Consider the following 18692-nt stretch of genomic DNA (forward strand, 5'->3'; position numbering starts at 1 on the left):
CTTTCAAAACTCCTTGTTTCATTAATCCCTGATGCTTGCGCCGATCAGCCAGCCTTGAGTCTGGTCGGCCTGGGTGCGATCCAATATCCAGACGGCACTGTCGGGTTCAGCGCTGGCGGTCAGCCAGGCGAGGCCTATTTGCACCCATTGCTCGGTCACAGGCCCGAACCGTGCGCCGATGATGCTGAGGCGAATCTGTCGCTCGAGGTCCAGGGCTGGCAGAAAATCCCGGGCGTATCGGTTGAGCTGGTTGAGGCGCTGCCCCTCCAGCGCGCCATCGCCGATCAACACCTTCACTCGCGATGGATCTATGGCCGTACGCTGACTGAGTGCTGCCATCAACTGTTCAAGTGTCTGCGTGTCGTTGCGATCCTGAGCGGTGCGCGGGGCGTGGCCCAGACTGATTGGAGCAAACAGCTTCAGAAGGCTGTCGGTCTGCAGCGGCGCGCTTTTGGATTCGCGGCGCAGCAACACCGCGCTAACCGCTTCGCCAGCCAGCTGATCAGGCAGACACGCCGATAGCTGCTCCTTGCAGGCCCAGGTGTCCAGGCTCAGGCACAGCAGGTATTGCGCGCCGGCACTGCGGGCTAGCACCTCGGGCAACCACTGCGCCGGGACTTGCGTCTGCAGGTCGAAACCACGGTGTGGCAATAGCTCACGGGGCCATATAGTCACGACTCGATCAAACCAGTCCATTGCGCGGACGGCACCTGGCACGAACAACACAACCTGAGTGTTGGGCCAATCGATGGAGTCCCGGAAGGCCGGTGCCCATTTTTTCAAAGCCGCCTGCAGGATTTCGCTGGAGCGGCGCAGCGCGTTGATGTCTGGACGCCCGGCTGCCGGGGTCGCGAGTCGGCGAACAGGCCGGCGCAACCCGCGCTCATCGAGCAGGCGTGGGTCATGAGAAAAGTCGGTGGGTAAACCGGCCAGCTCGCTCGCTGACAACGGTGCTTCAAATGCGCCACAAGGTAGCCAGACCCAGGCCCGGACAATGCTGACGCAGGTAGAGGCAAAATCGCCCTTGGGACATCCTGCTTCTGCCAGGCGTTGCTTTTCCTGCTCGGCCAGGCGCCGCTCGGATATTCGATCGTAAAAACTGGTGCGGGTTGTCATCTCCGATCCTTAGAGAACGCCGGTGTCCTTTTGCGTAGCAACCAACCGCGCACCGCAGGCAGTCAGGTCCCCGTCACGCGCGACCGCTCTGTCATCGTCCAGCAGCGTTTCATCGCCACTGCCAATCGTGCATTCCCCATGGGGGCAAGACACGCGGTCGCCGACTCTCGCAATCGCGAGACCATTGATAAAAGTAGAGGGGGATCCTTCAACTACCCGGCCCCCATCAGAGGTCGGGTCGTTGAAAACGATGATGGGTCGCATGATGGACGTCCGTGTTTAAACAGGCGCGAGTCGATTCGCGGAAACACACCGTACTAACGGCAAGCCATTGTCACAAGTCGGCACATTCCGTAAATCTTGTAGCCTGGGTCCTAGGACGTCGTAGTCCGCGTCCTAGGACCATCAACTCCGGTTCAGCCGGCGTCAGGCCGCGTACCCGAAGGTGCTCAGACCGAGAAAGACGTGACGGCACGCAGTGATGATTATTGATCGGCAAACTTGATTGCGCGGCGCATTCGGCTCAGGTGCTTCAACCCTTCGATGATCAATACCACCACGGCCAGCCAGATCGGCAGGTAGGTCATAACCAGCGTGGTCCAGGAAAATCCGCCGGTGCGGTACAGCTCGTTGGCCACACCGATGGCCGCGAATACCGCAGCGATTTTTTGCAGGTGCGACATGCGCTCGCCATACACGATGCGCCCGGTGATCACCATCGTCAGCGGCAGCAGGAAGTAGCCCAGCGACACGTCCAGTCCATGACCATTGAGCGGCCCCCACATGAAGATCCACAGCTGCACCGCGACCAGCGCACTGGTGAGCAACACGCCGAAAATCAGCTTCGGTTTTTCACGCACGCGCTGGTAAATCAGCGGGACCCATTTCCAGTCGCCGGAGAGGCAGATGAACAAAGTCATGAACGGCAGCGAAATGAGATTGCTTACAGGCAAGGATTAAAACGCGACAAGACAGTCGTTGTCATACTTCAACTTTACGGTTGGTATTTTTAGCAACAAAATTCAGGCACAGTTATATGTTTTTTATTATATTGCGCAAAGTTCATCCGGCACGTTATCGAACCCGACTTCGGTCATTGATAGAAGAACACCCAGCACGAGTGCTTCCAGGTAAAACGCTGCACCCGCGGGAAATTCTCGCTGCGATTGAGTTTGAGCCCTGATTTTAAGGGCTTTCGCCTGCACCAGAGCGGGACAGGCCTGTTGCACGGCGACCATCATGCCGAGTATGCCGGCAAGCGCAAGCCAGACCAGCAAAGAGTTGTGCCTGATTGAGATGGATCAGGCGGTGCCCTGGAAGGGCTTGATTGCCCTACTGAGGTTTCGAGAACGCCATCGCGAGCAAGCTTTACTCCTACAGTCGGGGTGTTCGCAAATATATGAACAACACTGACCCGTAGGAGCAAGCGGTGCGGCGATTCTACGTTTTCGTTATTTGACTATTGCTTCTCGACTCACGTCTTCAGCATGAAAGTCTCCCGTGGAAGGACTGTACATAGGAATAAACGAAACACGTTGCCCCACTACAGGGGCATCTTTACTCTCAGGTGTACCATCCCAATCAAGAAAGCTCTTTTTATGGAAATAACATTTTTTATCCAGATAACCAGAAATATACCCAAGATAACGCTGGGGCTTCTCGGGCTCATACGTTTCTATTACCCCGAAATGACGGACAGAATTGGCTTCCATATCAAATTTCCTAGTGTTAATTTAATTCAAGATTATTCAAAGTTACGACAAGCACACTTATTAAACACCACGCCAAATCAAAAAAAAACTATCAGTTGTAACAGTATCTATAGCCACAAAAAACTTATAAAACTGATTTGAGCTCTGCTCTCGATAACAGCGGGTGCACAGGCCTTTCGTGCATGACCGCTAACGCTGATCGGTCCTTGCAGAGGCCAAAACTTTTTGCGTGAGATCTGAAGCGAGGGGTCCTGAGGGACAGGATCCGGATGCGCCGAGGATGGAGAAAGACATCACCGGGCGCGGGGATGATGTTGATTCCGTGCCGTATGGAAAAAGATCTTCTCAATTCTTGTGCAACTTGCTCATCAACTCCGCCTCGGCCTGGGTCAAGCCGCAGGACTGAGTCAGTTCATTGACGCTCGCGCCCATGCCCACCAGGCGAGCCGCCTGGGCGAACGACAGGCTCGATGGGTCACGCTGTTCCAGCTGCGCCAGTTTGTCCGGCAACGGTCCGACCACCGCGCGCAATTCTTGCAGGTCCTGCCCCATGCGCACGTTGCTGTTCTGGTAGTCGTCGACGCGTTTGGCCAGGTCCTTGATGCGCTGATCGCGCAGCGCATCGCCCCGGGCCTGTTGCGCGGCGATCAGCTTTTGCGCGCGAACGTAGGCCAGGAACATCGCCAGCGTGCCTGCCCATAAGAGGAACAGGACAACGACCGCCACCTCAAGCATCAATCAGATGTTCTCCAGGTCCGACCATTCTTCTTCGCTCATCATCTTGTCCAGTTCGACCAGGATCAGCAATTCGTTGTTCTTGTTGCACACACCTTGAATGAACTTGGCGGACTCGTCGTTACCGACGTTCGGCGCGGTTTCGATTTCCGACTGACGCAGGTAAACCACTTCGGCCACGCTGTCGACCATGATGCCGACCACTTGCTTGTCGGCCTCGATGATGACGATACGGGTGTTGTCGCTGATCTCGGCGTTCATCAGGCCGAAGCGCTGACGGGTGTCGATCACGGTGACCACGTTGCCCCGCAGGTTGATGATGCCCAGCACGTAGCTCGGGGCACCCGGGACCGGGGCGATTTCGGTGTAGCGCAGGACTTCCTGAACGCGCATCACGTTGATGCCGTAGGTTTCATTGTCCAGCTTGAAGGTTACCCATTGCAGGATCGGATCTTCAGAACCCTTTGCAGACGACGCCTTATCATTCATACCCTGACCCCTCGATAAACCGCCCTGGCGGTGTGTGTTCTGTGCGGCGACATGCACTGCCGCCAACTGTTGTCATGTAGCTTCCATGTCGGTTTACGGGCCGGCTTTGCTGCCGCCCATGTGCTTTGCCCCGCCGCTGGCGATCAGCTCGGCCAGTTCGGTAACGTCGAGCAAAGCACACATGTGTTCAATCACCGTGCCTGCCAGCCACGGCCGCTGACCGCGGTGGCTGCGCCATTTGATTTCGTTCGGGTCCAGGCGCAGCGAGCGGCTGACCTGATGCACTGCCAGTCCCCACTCGTAGCCCTGCACCGAAATAACGTATTGCAGGCCCTGGCGCAAATCATCGCGATAACGGTCGGGCATGACCCAGCGCGCGGTATCCAGCACCTTCAGGTTGCCGGCCTGGCTCGGCAGGATCCCGAGGAACCAGTCCGGCTGACCGAACAGCGGTGTCAGTTCGTGACCGGCCAACGAATAGATCGAACCCAGGCACACCAGCGGCACCGCCAGGGTCAACCCGGCGACATCGAACAACAGGCATTCGAATGGCTCGGCGGCCCATGAAGGACGACCGGTTGGTTCAACCGTTGGTGGCGTGGCGCCGGGAGCTTGATAGACTTCGACTACCGGTGGTACCAGGGTTTGCGGTGGTGGCGCGAGGGTCGATACGGCTGCCGGAACCGGTGTTGGCGCTGCTTCGATCATGACCGGCGCATTCGCGAGCGGAGCAACCATTGGCGCGGCAGCCACAACGGATTTATGCGCATCAAGCGCCTGCTCTTCAAGCACCGCCGCCTGGAATTCATCCAGTGCCGCTTCAACCTCGACCCCTTCGGGGAGCGTTTCGACGTCCGCCTGCAACTCTTCGGTCGCCTCCATCAGCAAGCTGTCCAGATAGGACTGCAGCGCCAGTTGCGGACGTGAGGTGATCTTTGCCGGCCGGTTCACTGACACACCCCTGCTGTAGGAGCGAGCTTGCTCGCGAAGAACCTGAACGCGCCGCGGCGTGTCAGGTTTTTAGCGTTATCGTTGACGACCGTCGCGAGCAAGCTTGCTCCTACAGGACTCGGGCTCATCTCAGGCGACCTGCGGGACGAGTTGTGCCGCCAGCAGGTGCTTGAGCAGGGCGCGGTAAGCGAGGACGCCACGGCTCTTGCCGTCGAATTGCGAAGGCGTCATGCCGGCAAGGCTGGCATCGCGCAAGCGGGTGTCGACCGGGATGTGGCCCTGCCAGATTTCCTCGGGGTACCTGTCGCGCAACAGCCGCAGCGTCCCGAGGGAGGCCTGGGTGCGACGATCGAACAAGGTCGGCACGATGCTGTACGGCAGCGCCTGCTTGCGTGAGCGATTGATCATCGTCAGGGTGCTGACCATGCGCTCCAGGCCTTTGACCGCCAGGTGCTCGGTCTGCACCGGGATCACCAGCTGCTGGCTCGCCGCCAAGGCATTGACCATCAGCACGCCGAGCAACGGCGGGCTGTCGATCACGGCGTAATCGAAGTCCTGCCACAACTGCGCCAGGGTCTTGGCAATCACCAGGCCCAGGCCGCTCTGGCCCGGAGACTGGCGCTCGAGGGTCGCCAGCGCGGTGCTCGACGGCAACAGCGAAATATGTTCATGACTGGTGGACAACAACAGCTGACCGGGCAAATCCGCGGGCACGCTGCCCTTGTGCAGGAACAGGTCGTAGACGCTGTGTTCCAGCTTATCGGGGTCATAACCGAAGTAACTGGTCATGGAGCCGTGGGGGTCGAGATCGACCACGACCACGCGCTTGCCCGCCTCGGCCAGTAACCCGGCTAAAGCGATGGAGGAAGTGGTTTTACCGACACCACCCTTTTGATTGGCGACTGCCCAGACTCTCATTGGATTGTTCCTCCCGGCCGAGCGGCCCGACCGAGAAATAGCTCAGGGTATTAATGCGGGTGACGGAGAATTGACGGCACTCTCTCGTCCCGGCGACTTGATCGGGGTCGGTGCAGTTTGTGTGCCAGCACGCCTCAATGCGGCATCCGGTTTGGCATGGGCGGTCCCGGTGCCGGTCAGGCTGCGACGTATATCGAGATTTCGCGACACCACCAACACCACGCGACGGTTGCGCGCCCGCCCCTCGGCGGTCGCGTTATTGGCCACCGGCTGGAACTCACCGTAACCCACCGACGCCAGACGGCCGGGGTTCACCCCCTGCATCGCCAGCATGCGCACGATGCTCGCCGACCGGGCCGAGGACAGCTCCCAGTTGGTCGGGTATTGCGCGGTGCGGATCGGTCGATCGTCGGTGAAACCTTCGACATGGATCGGGTTGTCGAACGGCTTCAGGATCGCGGCGACCTTGTCGATGATGCTGAACGCGATGTCGCTGGGCATGGCGTCGCCGCTGCCGAACAACAGGCTGGAATTGAGCTCGATCTCAACCCACAGTTCATTGCCGCGCACGGTCATCTGATTGGCGCTGATCAGGTCACCGAACGCCGCGCTGATGTCATCGCCGATGCTTTTCAGCGGATCGTCGGCGGCCGGGGCTATGCCCGCGTCGACCTGCTCGCTGTCCTTGACCAGTGACTTGGCCGGGTTCACGGTCCGCGGTCGTTCGTCGCCGATGGGGATCGGCGTGAGCGCGCGATCGGCGTCGGTAAAGACGCCGATCAACGCTTCGGAAATAACCTTGTACTTGCCTTCGTTGATCGAAGAGATCGAGTACATCACCACGAAAAAGGCGAACAGCAAGGTGATGAAGTCCGCATAAGACACCAGCCAGCGATCGCGATTGACGGGTTCTTCAGGTTGCCGGCGACGCGCCATCGTCCATGACCTCCCTCAATCCATGAAGCCGTGAAGCTTCAACTCGATAGAGCGAGGGTTTTCACCTTCGGCGATCGACAGGATGCCTTCCAGCAGCATTTCGCGGTATCGCGACTGCCGCAGGGCGACGGACTTGAGCTTGGCGGCAATCGGCAGCAGGACCAGGTTGGCACTGGCCACGCCGTAGATGGTGGCGACGAAGGCCACGGCAATGCCGCTGCCCAATTGTGACGGATCGGCCAGGTTGCCCATGACGTGGATCAGGCCCATCACCGCACCGATGATGCCGATGGTCGGCGCGTAGCCGCCCATGCTTTCGAAGACTTTGGCGGCCTCGATATCGCGGTTTTCCTGGGTGTAGAAATCCACTTCCAGAATGCTGCGGATCGATTCCGGCTCGATGCCGTCCACCAGCAGTTGCAGGCCTTTGCGCGAGTAGGTGTCGGGCTCGGCGTCGGCCACCCCTTCCAGGCCGAGCAGACCTTCCTTGCGCGCGGTCAGGCTCCAGCCCACCACGCGATCGATACCGCCGGCCAGGTCCAGCCGCGGCGGGAACAGGATCCAGACCAGAATCTGCAGGGCGCGCTTGAAGGCGCTCATCGGCGACTGCAGCAGCGCCGCACCGACGGTCCCGCCGATGACAATCAATGCCGCCGGGCCGTTGGCCAGTGCGCCGAGGTGACCGCCTTCAAGGTAGTTGCCGCCGATGATCGCGACGAACGCCATGATGATCCCGATCAGGCTCAGAACATCCATCAGACACACGCCTCGACCAGGTGCCTGCCAATTTCGTCCAGGCCATACACCGCGTCGGCCAGTTCGGCTTTGACGATGGCCATCGGCATGCCGTAGATCACACAGCTCGCTTCATCCTGAGCCCAGATCGAGCTGCCGCTCTGCTTGAGCAGGCGCGCACCTTCGCGACCGTCGGCGCCCATGCCGGTCAATACCACCGCCAGAACTTTGTCACCATAGGACTTGGCCGCCGAACCGAAGGTGATGTCCACGCACGGCCGGTAGTTCAGGCGTTCGTCTCCCGGGAGGATCTTCACCGCGCCACGCCCGTCGATCATCATCTGCTTGCCACCCGGGGCCAGCAGCGCGAGGCCCGGACGCAGGAAGTCGCCATCCTCGGCTTCCTTGACGCGGATGCGGCAGAGCTTGTCCAGACGCTCGGCGAACGCCTTGGTAAAGGCCGCGGGCATGTGCTGGATCAACACGATCGGTGCCGGGAAGTTGGCCGGCAACTGGGTCAGCACCCGCTGCAGAGCAACCGGGCCGCCGGTGGACGTGCCGATCGCGACCAGCTTGTAGGCTTTACGCTTGGGTGCCGGCGACAACGATGCCGGGGCGTGCGTACGCGCCGGCATCGGTGCCGGTGCCGGACGCGCAGGCGCGCTGCTGCCGTAACTGCTGACGCCCGAAGGCGCAGGCGTCGGTGTCGGTGCTGGCGCTGGCGCGGCGACCGGAGCCGGAGCGCTATAGGCGCTGACACGCCGGTTGCTGCGCGAGATGCTCAGGATCTTCTCGCACAGCAGCTGCTTGACCTTCTCCGGGTTGCGCGAGATGTCTTCGAAATTCTTCGGCAGGAAATCCACCGCGCCGGCGTCCAGCGCATCCAGGGTGACCCGGGCGCCTTCATGGGTCAGCGAGGAGAACATCAACACCGGGGTCGGGCAGCGTTGCATGATATGCCGCACGGCGGTGATGCCATCCATCATCGGCATCTCGTAGTCCATGGTGATCACGTCCGGCTTGAGGGCCAGCGCCTGATCGATCGCCTCTTTGCCGTTGGTCGCCGTGCCGACGACCTGGATTTTCGGATCGGCGGAAAGAATTTCCGAGACGCGGCGGCGGAAAAACCCCGAATCGTCCACCACCAGGACTTTGACTGCCATAAACACTCCATTAGACGCAGCGGGGCCTGAGTCGCCCCGCCCCGCCAGAATCAAATACGCCGCGTGGCGTAACGCTTGAGCATGCTCGGAACATCGAGAATCAGCGCGATGCGGCCGTCACCGGTGATGGTGGCGCCCGACATGCCCGGGGTTCCCTGGAGCATCTTGCCCAATGGCTTGATCACCACTTCTTCCTGGCCCACCAGTTGATCGACGACGAAGCCGATCCGCTGGGTGCCCACCGAAACGATCACCACATGGCCTTCTCGCTGCTCTTCGTGAGCGGCGGAGCGGACCAGCCAGCGCTTGAGGTAGAACAGTGGCAGCGCCTTGTCGCGCACGATCACCACTTCCTGACCGTCGACCACGTTGGTGCGCGACAGGTCGAGGTGGAAGATCTCGTTGACGTTCACCAGCGGGAAGGCGAACGCCTGGTTGGCGAGCATGACCATCAGCGTCGGCATGATCGCCAGGGTCAGCGGCACCTTGATGACGATCTTCGAGCCCTGGCCCTTGGCCGAGTAGATGTTGATCGAACCGTTGAGCTGGGAAATCTTGGTTTTCACCACGTCCATGCCCACGCCACGACCCGACACGTCGGAGATCTCGGTCTTGGTCGAAAACCCCGGGGCGAAGATCAGGTTGTAGCACTCGGTGTCGCTCAGGCGCTCGGCCGCGTCCTTGTCCATCACCCCGCGTTTTACCGCGATGGCACGCAGGACGTGCGGGTCCATGCCTTTGCCGTCATCGGAGATCGACAGCAGGATGTGGTCGCCTTCCTGCTCGGCCGCGAGAATCACCCTGCCGCAACGGGACTTGCCCGCGGCTTCGCGTTCTTCCGGCGATTCGATGCCGTGGTCGACGGCGTTGCGCACCAAGTGCACCAGCGGATCGGCCAGGGCCTCGACCAGGTTCTTGTCGAGGTCGGTTTCTTCGCCGACCAGCTCCAGGTTGATCTCTTTCTTGAGCTGGCGCGCCAGGTCGCGAACCTGGCGCGGGAAGCGTCCGAAGACCTTCTTGATCGGTTGCATCCGGGTCTTCATGACCGCGGTTTGCAGGTCGGCCGTGACCACGTCGAGATTGGACACGGCCTTGGACATGGCCTCATCGGCGCTGTTGGCGCCCAGGCGAACCAGGCGGTTACGCACCAGCACCAACTCGCCGACCATGTTCATGATTTCATCGAGCCGCGCGGTGTCGACCCGCACGGTGGTCTCTGCTTCGCTGGCGGGCTTCTCAGCCGGCGGCGCCGCCGGTGCACGCGCAGGCGCCGGGGCGGCCTTCACTGCGTCGGCTTTTGGCTCGGAGGCTTTTGGTTCGACGGCTTTGGCGACCGGTTTGGGGGCTGCGGCCTTCGCGATCGGTGTGGCCACCGATGCACCGGCACCGGCAGCGGTGCCGATTTCAGAAAACTTGCCTTTGCCGTGAAGCTCGTCGAGCAGCGCTTCGAACTCGTGATCGGAGATCAGTTCGCTGCCTACCGCTGCGGCCGTTGGCGCAGCCGGGACCGGAGCCGAAGCAATCGCCGACTCCAGCGCTTCGACCGCGAAGTTGCCCTTGCCGTGCAGTTGATCGAGCAGTGCTTCAAATTCTTCGTCGGTGATGTCGCAGCTGTCGCCTGCCGTTTTCGGCGCGGCCGGTGCGGCGGGCACTGCTGGCGCTGCTGGCGCAACCACGGCGTCGACGGCGAACCGGCCTTTACCGTGCAACTGATCGAGCAATGACTCGAACTCGGCATCGGTGATTTCGTCGCTGCCCGCCGCATTGTTGCTGACCGGTGCCGGAGCGCAAGGCGCCGCCTCGGCCTGCGCCTTGATCGCGTTCAGCGAGTCCAGCAGTTGTTCGAATTCATTGTCGGTGATGTCTTCCGAAACGCTGTCAGCCACAGGCGCCACGGCGACAACCGGTGCCGCTGCGTCGGCCGATTGCGGCTCGGCCAGACGCGCCAGGGCCGCCAGCAACGCAGGTGTGGCCGCCGTGACCGGGCTGCGTTCGCGGACCTCGGTGAACATGTTGTTCACCGCGTCGAGTGCTTCGAGAACCACGTCCATCAGTTCCGAGTCGACGCGACGCTCACCCTTGCGCAGGATGTCGAACACGTTCTCGGCGATGTGACAGCACTCCACCAGCTCGTTGAGCTGGAGGAAGCCGGCGCCTCCTTTTACAGTGTGAAAACCGCGAAAAATTGCATTGAGCAAGTCCGCATCATCCGGTCGGCTTTCCAGCTCGACCAGCTGTTCGGACAGCAGCTCTAGAATCTCGCCGGCCTCAACCAGGAAATCCTGAAGGATCTCTTCATCGGCGCCGAAGCTCATTAATGGGGTGCTCCTAACAGGTCTTAAAATCCAAGGCTGGAAAGCAAATCGTCCACATCGTCCTGACCGGACATGACGTCTTCTCTTTTATCGGCATGAATCTGCGGACCTTCACCCTGAGAGAGCTGTTTTTGCGGATCTTTTTCTGCCCGCATCGCTTCACGGTCATGTTCGATGCCCGCAAAGCGGTCCACCTGACTGGCCATCAGCACGAGTTTGAGCAGGTTGCTTTCAACTTCGGTGACCAATTGGGTCACACGCTTGATCACTTGACCGGTAAGGTCCTGATAATCCTGAGCGAGCAGGATATCGTTGAGGTTGCTCGACACAATGCGATTGTCGGCGCTGCTGCGTGTCAGGAAACCGTCGACCCGCCGGGCCAGTTCGCGGAACTCTTGCGCCCCGACTTCACGACGCATGAACCGTCCCCAGTCCGTGCTCAGCGCCTGGGCTTCGTGGCTCAGGCTGTTGACCAGCGGCGTGGCGTTCTCTACCAGGTCCATGGTGCGGTTGGCCGCGGCCTCGGTCAGCCTGACCACATAGCCCAGGCGCTCCGTGGCGTCCGTGATCTGGGACACTTCCTCGGCTTGCGGCATGTGCGGGTCAATCTGGAAATTGACGATCGCGTTATGCAACTCGCGGGTGAGCTTGCCCACCTCCTGATACAGGCCGCGGTCACGGGTCTGGTTGAGCTCATGGATCAGTTGCACCGCGTCGCCGAACTTGCCTTTTTCAAGGCTTGCGACCAGTTCGACCGCGTGTTTTTTCAGGGTCGATTCGAAATCACCCTGTGAAGATTCTTTTTGCTCCATAGCTCCCCCGTGGCGCTGTTGCTCAACCAATGCGTTCGAAAATCTTCTCGATTTTTTCTTTTAACGCCTGGGCCGTGAAGGGCTTGACCACATAGCCGTTAACACCGGCCTGGGCCGCCTCGATGATCTGCTCGCGCTTGGCTTCAGCGGTTACCATCAGCACCGGCAGGTGCTTGAGCTTTTCATCGGCACGCACGTGGCGCAGCAGATCGATGCCGGTCATGCCAGGCATGTTCCAGTCGGTGACCAGAAAATCGATGCTGCCGCTGTTGAGCATCGGAATGGCCGTGGTGCCATCATCCGCCTCGACCGTGTTGGTGAACCCAAGGTCACGCAACAGGTTTTTAATGATCCGCCGCATCGTTGAGAAGTCATCAACGATGAGGATTTTCATGTTCTTGTCCAATTCGACCTCCAAGCAGTCTTAAACGCGCCCAGCACCTGGACGCGCCATTTCAATCAATCCGGCGATGCACTCGATGACTGTCTGGAGCACAACAGATCGCGACCGGCGCAGTTGAACACCACACCAGCCACGTTCGCAGTGTCCCCAACACTGCCTTCAGCGCGCTCGCCACTCCCCCAAACGCGCCCGCAAACGGGCCGCGCACTGGCTGTGTAACTGGCTGACCCGGGATTCGCTGACCCCCAGGACCTCGCCGATTTCCTTGAGATTGAGCTCTTCGTCGTAGTACAGCGCCAACACCAGGCGCTCACGCTCAGGCAAATTGGCAATCGCGTCCGCCAGCGCCGCCTGGAAGCGTTCATCTTCCAGATCGCGCGACGGCTCCGGATGTGCACTCGCGCCGTCCTCGTGCAGCCCTTCGTGTTCGCCGTCCTGCAACAGATCGTCGAAACTGAACAGCCGGCTGCCCAGGGTGTCGTTCAAAATCCCGTAATAATCGTCGAGACTCAATTGGAGTTCGGCCGCAACTTCGTGATCTTTAGCGTCGCGCCCGGTTTTAGCTTCAATCGAGCGAATCGCGTCGCTGACCATGCGGGTATTGCGGTGGACCGAACGTGGCGCCCAGTCCCCCTTGCGCACCTCATCGAGCATCGCGCCGCGGATTCGAATGCCCGCGTACGTCTCGAAGCTGGCGCCTTTGCTGGCGTCATATTTGGTCGACACTTCCAGCAGGCCGATCATCCCGGCCTGGATCAGGTCTTCGACCTGGACACTGGCCGGCAGACGTGCCAGCAAGTGGTAAGCAATGCGTTTGACCAGTGGCGCGTAACGCTCGATCAGCTCGTACTGCGCGTCACGTGCCGACTGCTTGTAAAAGTTGTAGCCTCTGGCTGTCATAGCACCGGTCCTGCGGTTTGTTGCACCAGGCGTTCGACGAAAAACTCCAGGTGCCCGCGGGGGTTGGCCGGCAACGGCCAGGTATCGACCTTCTGTGCAATGGCCTTGAAGGCCAGGGAGCACTTGGAACGCGGAAAGGCCTCATAGACGGCGCGCTGCTTCTGCACGGCCTTGCGCACACTTTCGTCGTACGGCACGGCGCCCACGTATTGCAAGGCGACGTCGAGGAAGCGATCCGTGACCTTGGTCAACTTGGCGAACAGGTTGCGACCTTCCTGCGGGCTCTGGGCCATGTTGGCCAGGACGCGGAAGCGGTTCATCCCGTAATCGCGGTTGAGCAACTTGATCAGTGCGTAGGCGTCCGTGATCGAGGTCGGTTCGTCGCAGACCACCAGCAACACTTCTTGCGCTGCGCGAACGAAACTGACGACCGACTCACCAATGCCCGCCGCGGTGTCGATCACCAATACGTCGAGGTTATCGCCGATATCGCTGAAGGCCTGGATCAGGCCGGCATGTTGCGCCGGGCTCAGATGCACCATGCTCTGCGTGCCGGACGCGGCCGGGACGATACGAATGCCGCCGGGGCCTTGCAACAGAACGTCGCGCAGCTCGCAGCGGCCTTCGATCACGTCGGCCAGGGTCCGTTTGGGTGTCAGTCCCAGCAGGACGTCGACGTTCGCCAGCCCCAGATCGGCGTCCAGCAGCATGACGCGCCGGCCGAGTTCAGCTAGAGCCAGGGACAAGTTCACTGACACGTTAGTTTTCCCGACGCCACCTTTGCCGCCGGTCACCGCGATCACCTGTACTGGATGCATGCTGCCCATGTTATTTCTTTACCTTGTCTTGCATAGACGGAGGCCACATTACTGGCTGCGCGTTCACCAACGGAACAATGCATGGCAGACCATCGATGTAGGTACAAAAACTATTCATTACTACCTCAGCCGACCCGCTTGGTCGGGCTGTGATAAATATCAGCGAACATATCAGCCATGGCTTCTTCGCTGGGTTCTTCCTGCATTTGCACGCTTACTGCACGGCTGACCAGCTGATGACGCCGCGGCAGATGCAAATCATCGGGAATCCGCGGGCCATCGGTCAGGTAAGCCACCGGCAAATCATGGCTGATGGCCAGGCTCAACACCTCGCCCAGACTGGCGGTTTCATCCAGTTTAGTCAGGATGCAGCCCGCGAGGCCGCAGCGCTTGTAACTGTGATAAGCGGCCGTCAGCACCTGTTTCTGGCTGGTGGTTGCCAGGACCAGATAATTTTTTGACTTGATGCCGCGCACGGCCAGGCTTTCGAGCTGCATGCGCAATGCCGGATCGCTGGCCTGCAGGCCGGCGGTATCGATCAGCACCACACGCTTGCGCAGCAAGGGATCGAGCGCCTGCACCAGCGATTGCCCCGGGTCGACGTGCGTCACCGGCACATTGAGGATGCGGCCGAGGGTCTTGAGCTGTTCCTGGGCACCGATCCGGTAGCTGTCCATACTCACCAGCGCGATATGCTGCGCGCCGTACTTGAGCACGTAACGGGCCGCGAGTTTGGCCAGGGTGGTGGTCTTGCCCATGCCTGCAGGACCGACCATGGCAATCACCCCGCCCTCTTCCAAGGGTTCGATCTCCGGTATGTTGATCATCCGCGCCAGGTGCGCCAGCAACATGCGCCAGGCCTGACGGGGCTCTTCGATGTCGGGAATCATGTCCAGCAAATCCCGGGACAACGGGCCGGACAGGCCGATGCGTTGCATACGCCGCCAGAGGCTGGCCTGGGCCGGACGGCTGCCTTGCAGCTGGTTCCAGGCCAGGGAGCCGAGTTGCACTTCCATCAGTTCGCGCAGGCTGTTGAGCTCGAAACGCATCGAGTCGAATGCACGTGGGTCGACGCCCCCGGCTGCCGCCGCGGCAGGCGCGGGCTCAGGACGCGCAGGCTCGGCGAAAGTCGGCTCGACCAGTGGCTCGGCGGCGGTCAATGGCAGGCCGGCGAACAACTGGCGATTGGTGCCCTTGTCGCTCTCGCCTTCGCTGCGCAGGCTCAGTTCGGCCTGGGCGGTGACGATCCGCGACTGGGTCTTGCGCAGTTCGTCTTCGAGCTCCATGTTCGGTACACGCGGCGCCAGCGCCGACAGCTTGTAATCCAGGGCAGCCGTCAGCTCGACACCACCGGCGATCCGGCGGTTGCCAATGATGGCGGCATCAGCCCCCAGCTCATCACGAACCAGCTTCATGGCCTGACGCATATCGGCGGCGAAAAAACGCTTAACTTGCATGAACCCTTACCTCAGCCGTTGGGCCCTACTGTCGCAACGATGGTCACTTGCTTGTTGTCAGGAATTTCCTGGTACGCCAACACATGCAAACCCGGGACTGCGAGTCGGCCAAATCGCGACAGCATCGCGCGAACCGGGCCGGCTACCAGCAAAATCACCGGTTGACCTTGCATTTCCTGCCGCTGCGCCGCCTCGATCAACGAACGCTGCAGCTTTTCAGCCATGCTTGGCTCCAGCAGAACACCCTCTTCCGAGCCTTGTCCCGCCTTCTGCAGACTATTGAGCAATATCTGTTCCAACCTTGGCTCCAGCGTGATCACTGGCAGCTCGGAGTCAGTGCCTACAATGCTTTGGACGATTGCGCGGGAGACGCCAACGCGCACGGCAGCCACCAGCGCGGCGGTATCTTGACTCTTGGCCGCGTTGTTCGCGATGGCCTCGGCAATGCTGCGAATGTCCCGCACCGGCACCTGTTCGGCCAGCAACGCCTGCAGCACCTTGAGCAGCTGCGACAGCGAAACCACGCCCGGCACCAGCTCTTCGGCCAGTTTTGGCGAGCTTTTGGCCAGTAATTGCATGAGTTGCTGCACTTCTTCGTGGCCGATCAGCTCACTGGAGTGCTTGTACAGAATCTGGTTCAAGTGGGTTGCCACGACGGTACTGGCATCGACCACGGTGTAACCGAGGGATTGCGCCTGGGCTCGCTGGCTGACTTCGATCCAGACCGCTTCCAGACCGAAAGCCGGATCTTTGGCGTTTATGCCGTTCAACGTACCGTAGACCTGCCCCGGGTTGATCGCCAGCTCCCGGTCCGGGTAAATCTCCGCTTCGGCCAGGATCACCCCCATCAGGGTCAGGCGATAGGCGCTCGGCGCCAGGTCGAGGTTGTCCCGGATATGCACCGTCGGCATGAGGAAGCCGAGGTCCTGGGACAGCTTCTTGCGCACGCCCTTGATCCGCGCCAGCAACTGACCACCCTGGTTGCGATCCACCAACGGAATCAGGCGGTAGCCGACCTCCAGGCCGATCATGTCGATCGGGGTCACGTCGTCCCAGCCCAGCTCCTTGGTTTCCTGGGCGCGGGCCGGCGACGGCAGCAGCTCCTGCTGACGCTGCACCTCTTGCAGGGCCTGGACCTTGACGCTGTTCTGCTTCTTCCAGAACAGGTACGCGCCGCCGCCGGCCAGGGCCGCCATGCTGAGAAAGGAGAAGTGCGGCATGCCCGGCACCAGGCCCATCACCGCCATCAAACCGGCCGCGACCGCCAAGGCTTTCGGCGAGGCGAACATCTGGCGATTGATCTGCTTGCCCATGTCTTCGGAACCGGACGCACGGGTCACCATGATCGCGGCGGCTGTCGATAACAACAGTGATGGCAATTGCGCCACCAAACCGTCACCGATGGTCAACAGCGCGTACACCTTGCCGGCATCGCCGAAGCTCATGCCATGCTGGAAAATCCCGACCGCCATGCCCCCGATCAGGTTGATGAACAGAATCAACAGGCCGGCAATGGCGTCACCGCGCACGAACTTGCTGGCACCGTCCATGGAACCGTAGAACTCGGCTTCCTGGGCCACTTCGGAGCGTCGGGCCTTGGCCTGGTTCTGGTCGATCAAACCGGCGTTCAAGTCGGCGTCGATCGCCATCTGTTTACCGGGCATGGCATCGAGGGTGAAACGCGCGCTCACCTCGGAAATCCGCCCGGCACCCTTGGTCACCACGACGAAGTTGATGATCATCAAGATCGCGAAGACCACGATACCGACCACGTAGTTGCCGCCGATCACCACCTCACCAAAGGCCTGGATCACCTTGCCGGCGGCGGCGTGGCCATCCTGGCCGTGGAGCATCACCACCCGCGTCGAGGCCACGTTCAACGCCAGCCGCAGCAGCGTCGCCACCAGCAGGATGGTCGGGAACACCGCGAAGTCCAGCGGGCGCAAGGCGTAGACGCAGACCAACAGGACGACGATGGACAAGGCGATGTTGAACGTGAAAAACACGTCCAGCAGGAACGGCGGCATCGGCAACATCATCATCGCCAGCATGACCAGCAACAACAACGGCACACCCAGATTGCCCCGACTCAAGTCGGCAACGTTCGTGCGAGCAGTGTTGAGTAACTGAGAGCGATCCACCGGTTTTCCCCGTTCCTTTAAAGCAAACTTTTGACGCCAGACGCAGGCGCAGAGGGGGTACTGCAAGAAGCCTTCCAACTTTTGCGGGGTTTGGAATAGAGGGGTTTATCGAGGGTTATGGTATCGCCTGACCCGGCCTCATCGCGGGCAAGCCCGGCTCCCACAGGGATCTGTGTCGAACGGGGAATTTGCGGTCATCCCCAATCCTGTGGGAGCCGGGCTTGCCCGCGATGAGGCCGGCACTGCCAGCACAAAATTCATGAATTGCAGATATCCGCTTCAAGATCAAAAGATCGCAGCCTGCGGCAGCTCCTACAGGGTGCATGCGATCTATGTAGGAGCTGCCGCAGGCTGCGATCTTTTGATTTTAAACATCTATGTTTAATCGACATCTCCAGACACTTACAGAGCCTACACATTCTTGCGCCGTAGCCTACGACTGCGCCAGAATCCGCCGGCTTGTGCGCCTGAGGGCCGGGCTTTATCGTTTCGCGGTCGCTGAAAAACAGCGATCGGGTTTGGTAGCCCGGTAGACTTCGTGCGTAGCACACCTGAAGCAGGCCTTGCGGTCTGTGTCTTCATGGTGGCCATGCGCAGGGCGCCTTCGGGCGCGCCGGTTCTCCAAGTCACCGGTCTACCAACCCGCGTATGGCCACCACCCATTCGTTTGGTAGCGAGAGTGATGGCTCCTCTTTTCTGATTTGGAGTTCCATCTATGTTCAAAGTAACGCCCAACCCGCCGGAAACCGAAAACGCTTCCCCAGACACCTCAATCGATCCGCAAAAACTCCACGAAGCCGCCGACCGTGCCCTCGATGAGTACATCAACCTGTCCGCCCGCATAAACGCCACGGAGCGCAAGCCCAGCACCATGTTCGTGATTGCGCCCGGCATCGATACCGAAAGCCTGTTGGCCCATGCCTGCGAGTCGCTGGCGTCGGCCAGGGTCGTGGCCGATGACTTTGCTGCAGGGCTGAAAGGTTCTCAGCGCCATACGATGATGGCGATTTCGCAGATGATCATGGTTGGCGAATTGGCGGTGAATCGCGCGCTGGATAACCTCGATCCGCAGGGTTAGTAAAGGGTTCAAG

General features: G+C 60.5%; 18 protein-coding genes and 2 pseudogenes. 1 reads left to right on the forward strand and 19 read right to left on the reverse strand.

Going from position 1 to position 18692, the window contains the following annotated elements:
• Nucleotides 1-21: 21 nt before the first annotated feature.
• The 19 genes and pseudogenes from ACA062_RS24620 to flhA form a co-directional block, all read right to left on the reverse strand.
• Nucleotides 22-1116 (reverse strand): hypothetical protein, encoded by a 1095-nt coding sequence (locus ACA062_RS24620; RefSeq protein ID WP_497453405.1) that lies wholly within the window; start codon nt 1114-1116, stop codon nt 22-24.
• 9 nt (nt 1117-1125) lie between these two features.
• Nucleotides 1126-1380 (reverse strand): PAAR domain-containing protein, encoded by a 255-nt coding sequence (locus tag ACA062_RS24625; RefSeq protein ID WP_497453406.1) that lies wholly within the window; start codon nt 1378-1380, stop codon nt 1126-1128.
• A gap of 320 nt (nt 1381-1700) precedes the next feature.
• A pseudogene (locus ACA062_RS24630) lies at nt 1701-2054 on the reverse strand (EamA family transporter); the annotation flags it as partial.
• Nucleotides 2055-2162: 108 nt separating this feature from the next.
• Nucleotides 2163-2393 carry a hypothetical protein gene (locus ACA062_RS24635; protein WP_497457532.1) on the reverse strand — a complete coding sequence of 77 codons (231 nt, stop codon included), beginning with the start codon at nt 2391-2393 and terminating at the stop codon, nt 2163-2165.
• A gap of 174 nt (nt 2394-2567) precedes the next feature.
• A complete protein-coding gene (locus tag ACA062_RS24640) occupies nt 2568-2828 on the reverse strand; it encodes a hypothetical protein (RefSeq protein ID WP_497453407.1) in 261 nt (86 codons plus the stop codon).
• A 345-nt stretch (nt 2829-3173) separates the two neighbouring features.
• Nucleotides 3174-3566 carry a DUF2802 domain-containing protein gene (locus tag ACA062_RS24645; protein WP_497453408.1) on the reverse strand — a complete coding sequence of 131 codons (393 nt, stop codon included), beginning with the start codon at nt 3564-3566 and terminating at the stop codon, nt 3174-3176.
• Entirely contained in the window at nt 3567-4052 is a 486-nt protein-coding gene (locus tag ACA062_RS24650; RefSeq protein ID WP_128869458.1) for a chemotaxis protein CheW, read from the reverse strand.
• An 86-nt stretch (nt 4053-4138) separates the two neighbouring features.
• Nucleotides 4139-5003: pseudogene (locus ACA062_RS24655) on the reverse strand (CheW domain-containing protein); the annotation flags it as partial.
• A gap of 129 nt (nt 5004-5132) precedes the next feature.
• Nucleotides 5133-5921 (reverse strand): ParA family protein, encoded by a 789-nt coding sequence (locus tag ACA062_RS24660; RefSeq protein ID WP_497453409.1) that lies wholly within the window; start codon nt 5919-5921, stop codon nt 5133-5135.
• Nucleotides 5922-5963: 42 nt separating this feature from the next.
• Nucleotides 5964-6857 (reverse strand): flagellar motor protein MotD, encoded by an 894-nt coding sequence (gene motD, locus ACA062_RS24665; protein ID WP_497453410.1) that lies wholly within the window; start codon nt 6855-6857, stop codon nt 5964-5966.
• Between the two features lie 15 nt (nt 6858-6872).
• Nucleotides 6873-7613, reverse strand: a complete 741-nt coding sequence (locus ACA062_RS24670; protein WP_150785473.1) for a flagellar motor protein — start codon at nt 7611-7613, stop codon at nt 6873-6875.
• Nucleotides 7613-8755 carry a protein-glutamate methylesterase/protein-glutamine glutaminase gene (locus tag ACA062_RS24675; protein WP_497453411.1) on the reverse strand — a complete coding sequence of 381 codons (1143 nt, stop codon included), beginning with the start codon at nt 8753-8755 and terminating at the stop codon, nt 7613-7615. Before ACA062_RS24675 ends, ACA062_RS24670 begins: the two co-directional genes overlap by 1 nt.
• Nucleotides 8756-8805: 50 nt before the next feature.
• Nucleotides 8806-11070, reverse strand: coding sequence for a chemotaxis protein CheA (locus tag ACA062_RS24680; protein ID WP_497453412.1), 2265 nt, complete (start codon nt 11068-11070; stop codon nt 8806-8808).
• 23 nt (nt 11071-11093) lie between these two features.
• Complete coding sequence (locus ACA062_RS24685; protein WP_497453413.1) at nt 11094-11882, reverse strand: protein phosphatase CheZ; 789 nt, start codon at nt 11880-11882, stop codon at nt 11094-11096.
• A 22-nt stretch (nt 11883-11904) separates the two neighbouring features.
• Entirely contained in the window at nt 11905-12276 is a 372-nt protein-coding gene (locus tag ACA062_RS24690) for a chemotaxis response regulator CheY (RefSeq protein WP_162493647.1), read from the reverse strand.
• A gap of 168 nt (nt 12277-12444) precedes the next feature.
• Complete coding sequence (gene fliA, locus ACA062_RS24695) at nt 12445-13185, reverse strand: RNA polymerase sigma factor FliA (protein WP_497453414.1); 741 nt, start codon at nt 13183-13185, stop codon at nt 12445-12447.
• Nucleotides 13182-14012: a flagellar synthesis regulator FleN gene (fleN, locus tag ACA062_RS24700; RefSeq protein ID WP_007975361.1), complete on the reverse strand. Its 831-nt coding sequence runs from the start codon at nt 14010-14012 to the stop codon at nt 13182-13184. The genes fliA and fleN overlap by 4 nt, the downstream gene beginning before the upstream one ends.
• A 116-nt stretch (nt 14013-14128) precedes the next feature.
• Nucleotides 14129-15460 (reverse strand): flagellar biosynthesis GTPase FlhF, encoded by a 1332-nt coding sequence (flhF, locus tag ACA062_RS24705; RefSeq protein WP_497453415.1) that lies wholly within the window; start codon nt 15458-15460, stop codon nt 14129-14131.
• A gap of 11 nt (nt 15461-15471) precedes the next feature.
• Nucleotides 15472-17601 carry a flagellar biosynthesis protein FlhA gene (gene flhA, locus ACA062_RS24710; RefSeq protein WP_497453416.1) on the reverse strand — a complete coding sequence of 710 codons (2130 nt, stop codon included), beginning with the start codon at nt 17599-17601 and terminating at the stop codon, nt 15472-15474.
• A gap of 715 nt (nt 17602-18316) precedes the next feature.
• Here flhA and ACA062_RS24715 point away from each other — a divergent pair.
• Entirely contained in the window at nt 18317-18679 is a 363-nt protein-coding gene (locus ACA062_RS24715) for a DUF6124 family protein (RefSeq protein ID WP_497453417.1), read from the forward strand.
• Nucleotides 18680-18692 lie beyond the last annotated feature (13 nt).

This window comes from Pseudomonas sp. LBUM1679 (assembly GCF_059695565.1).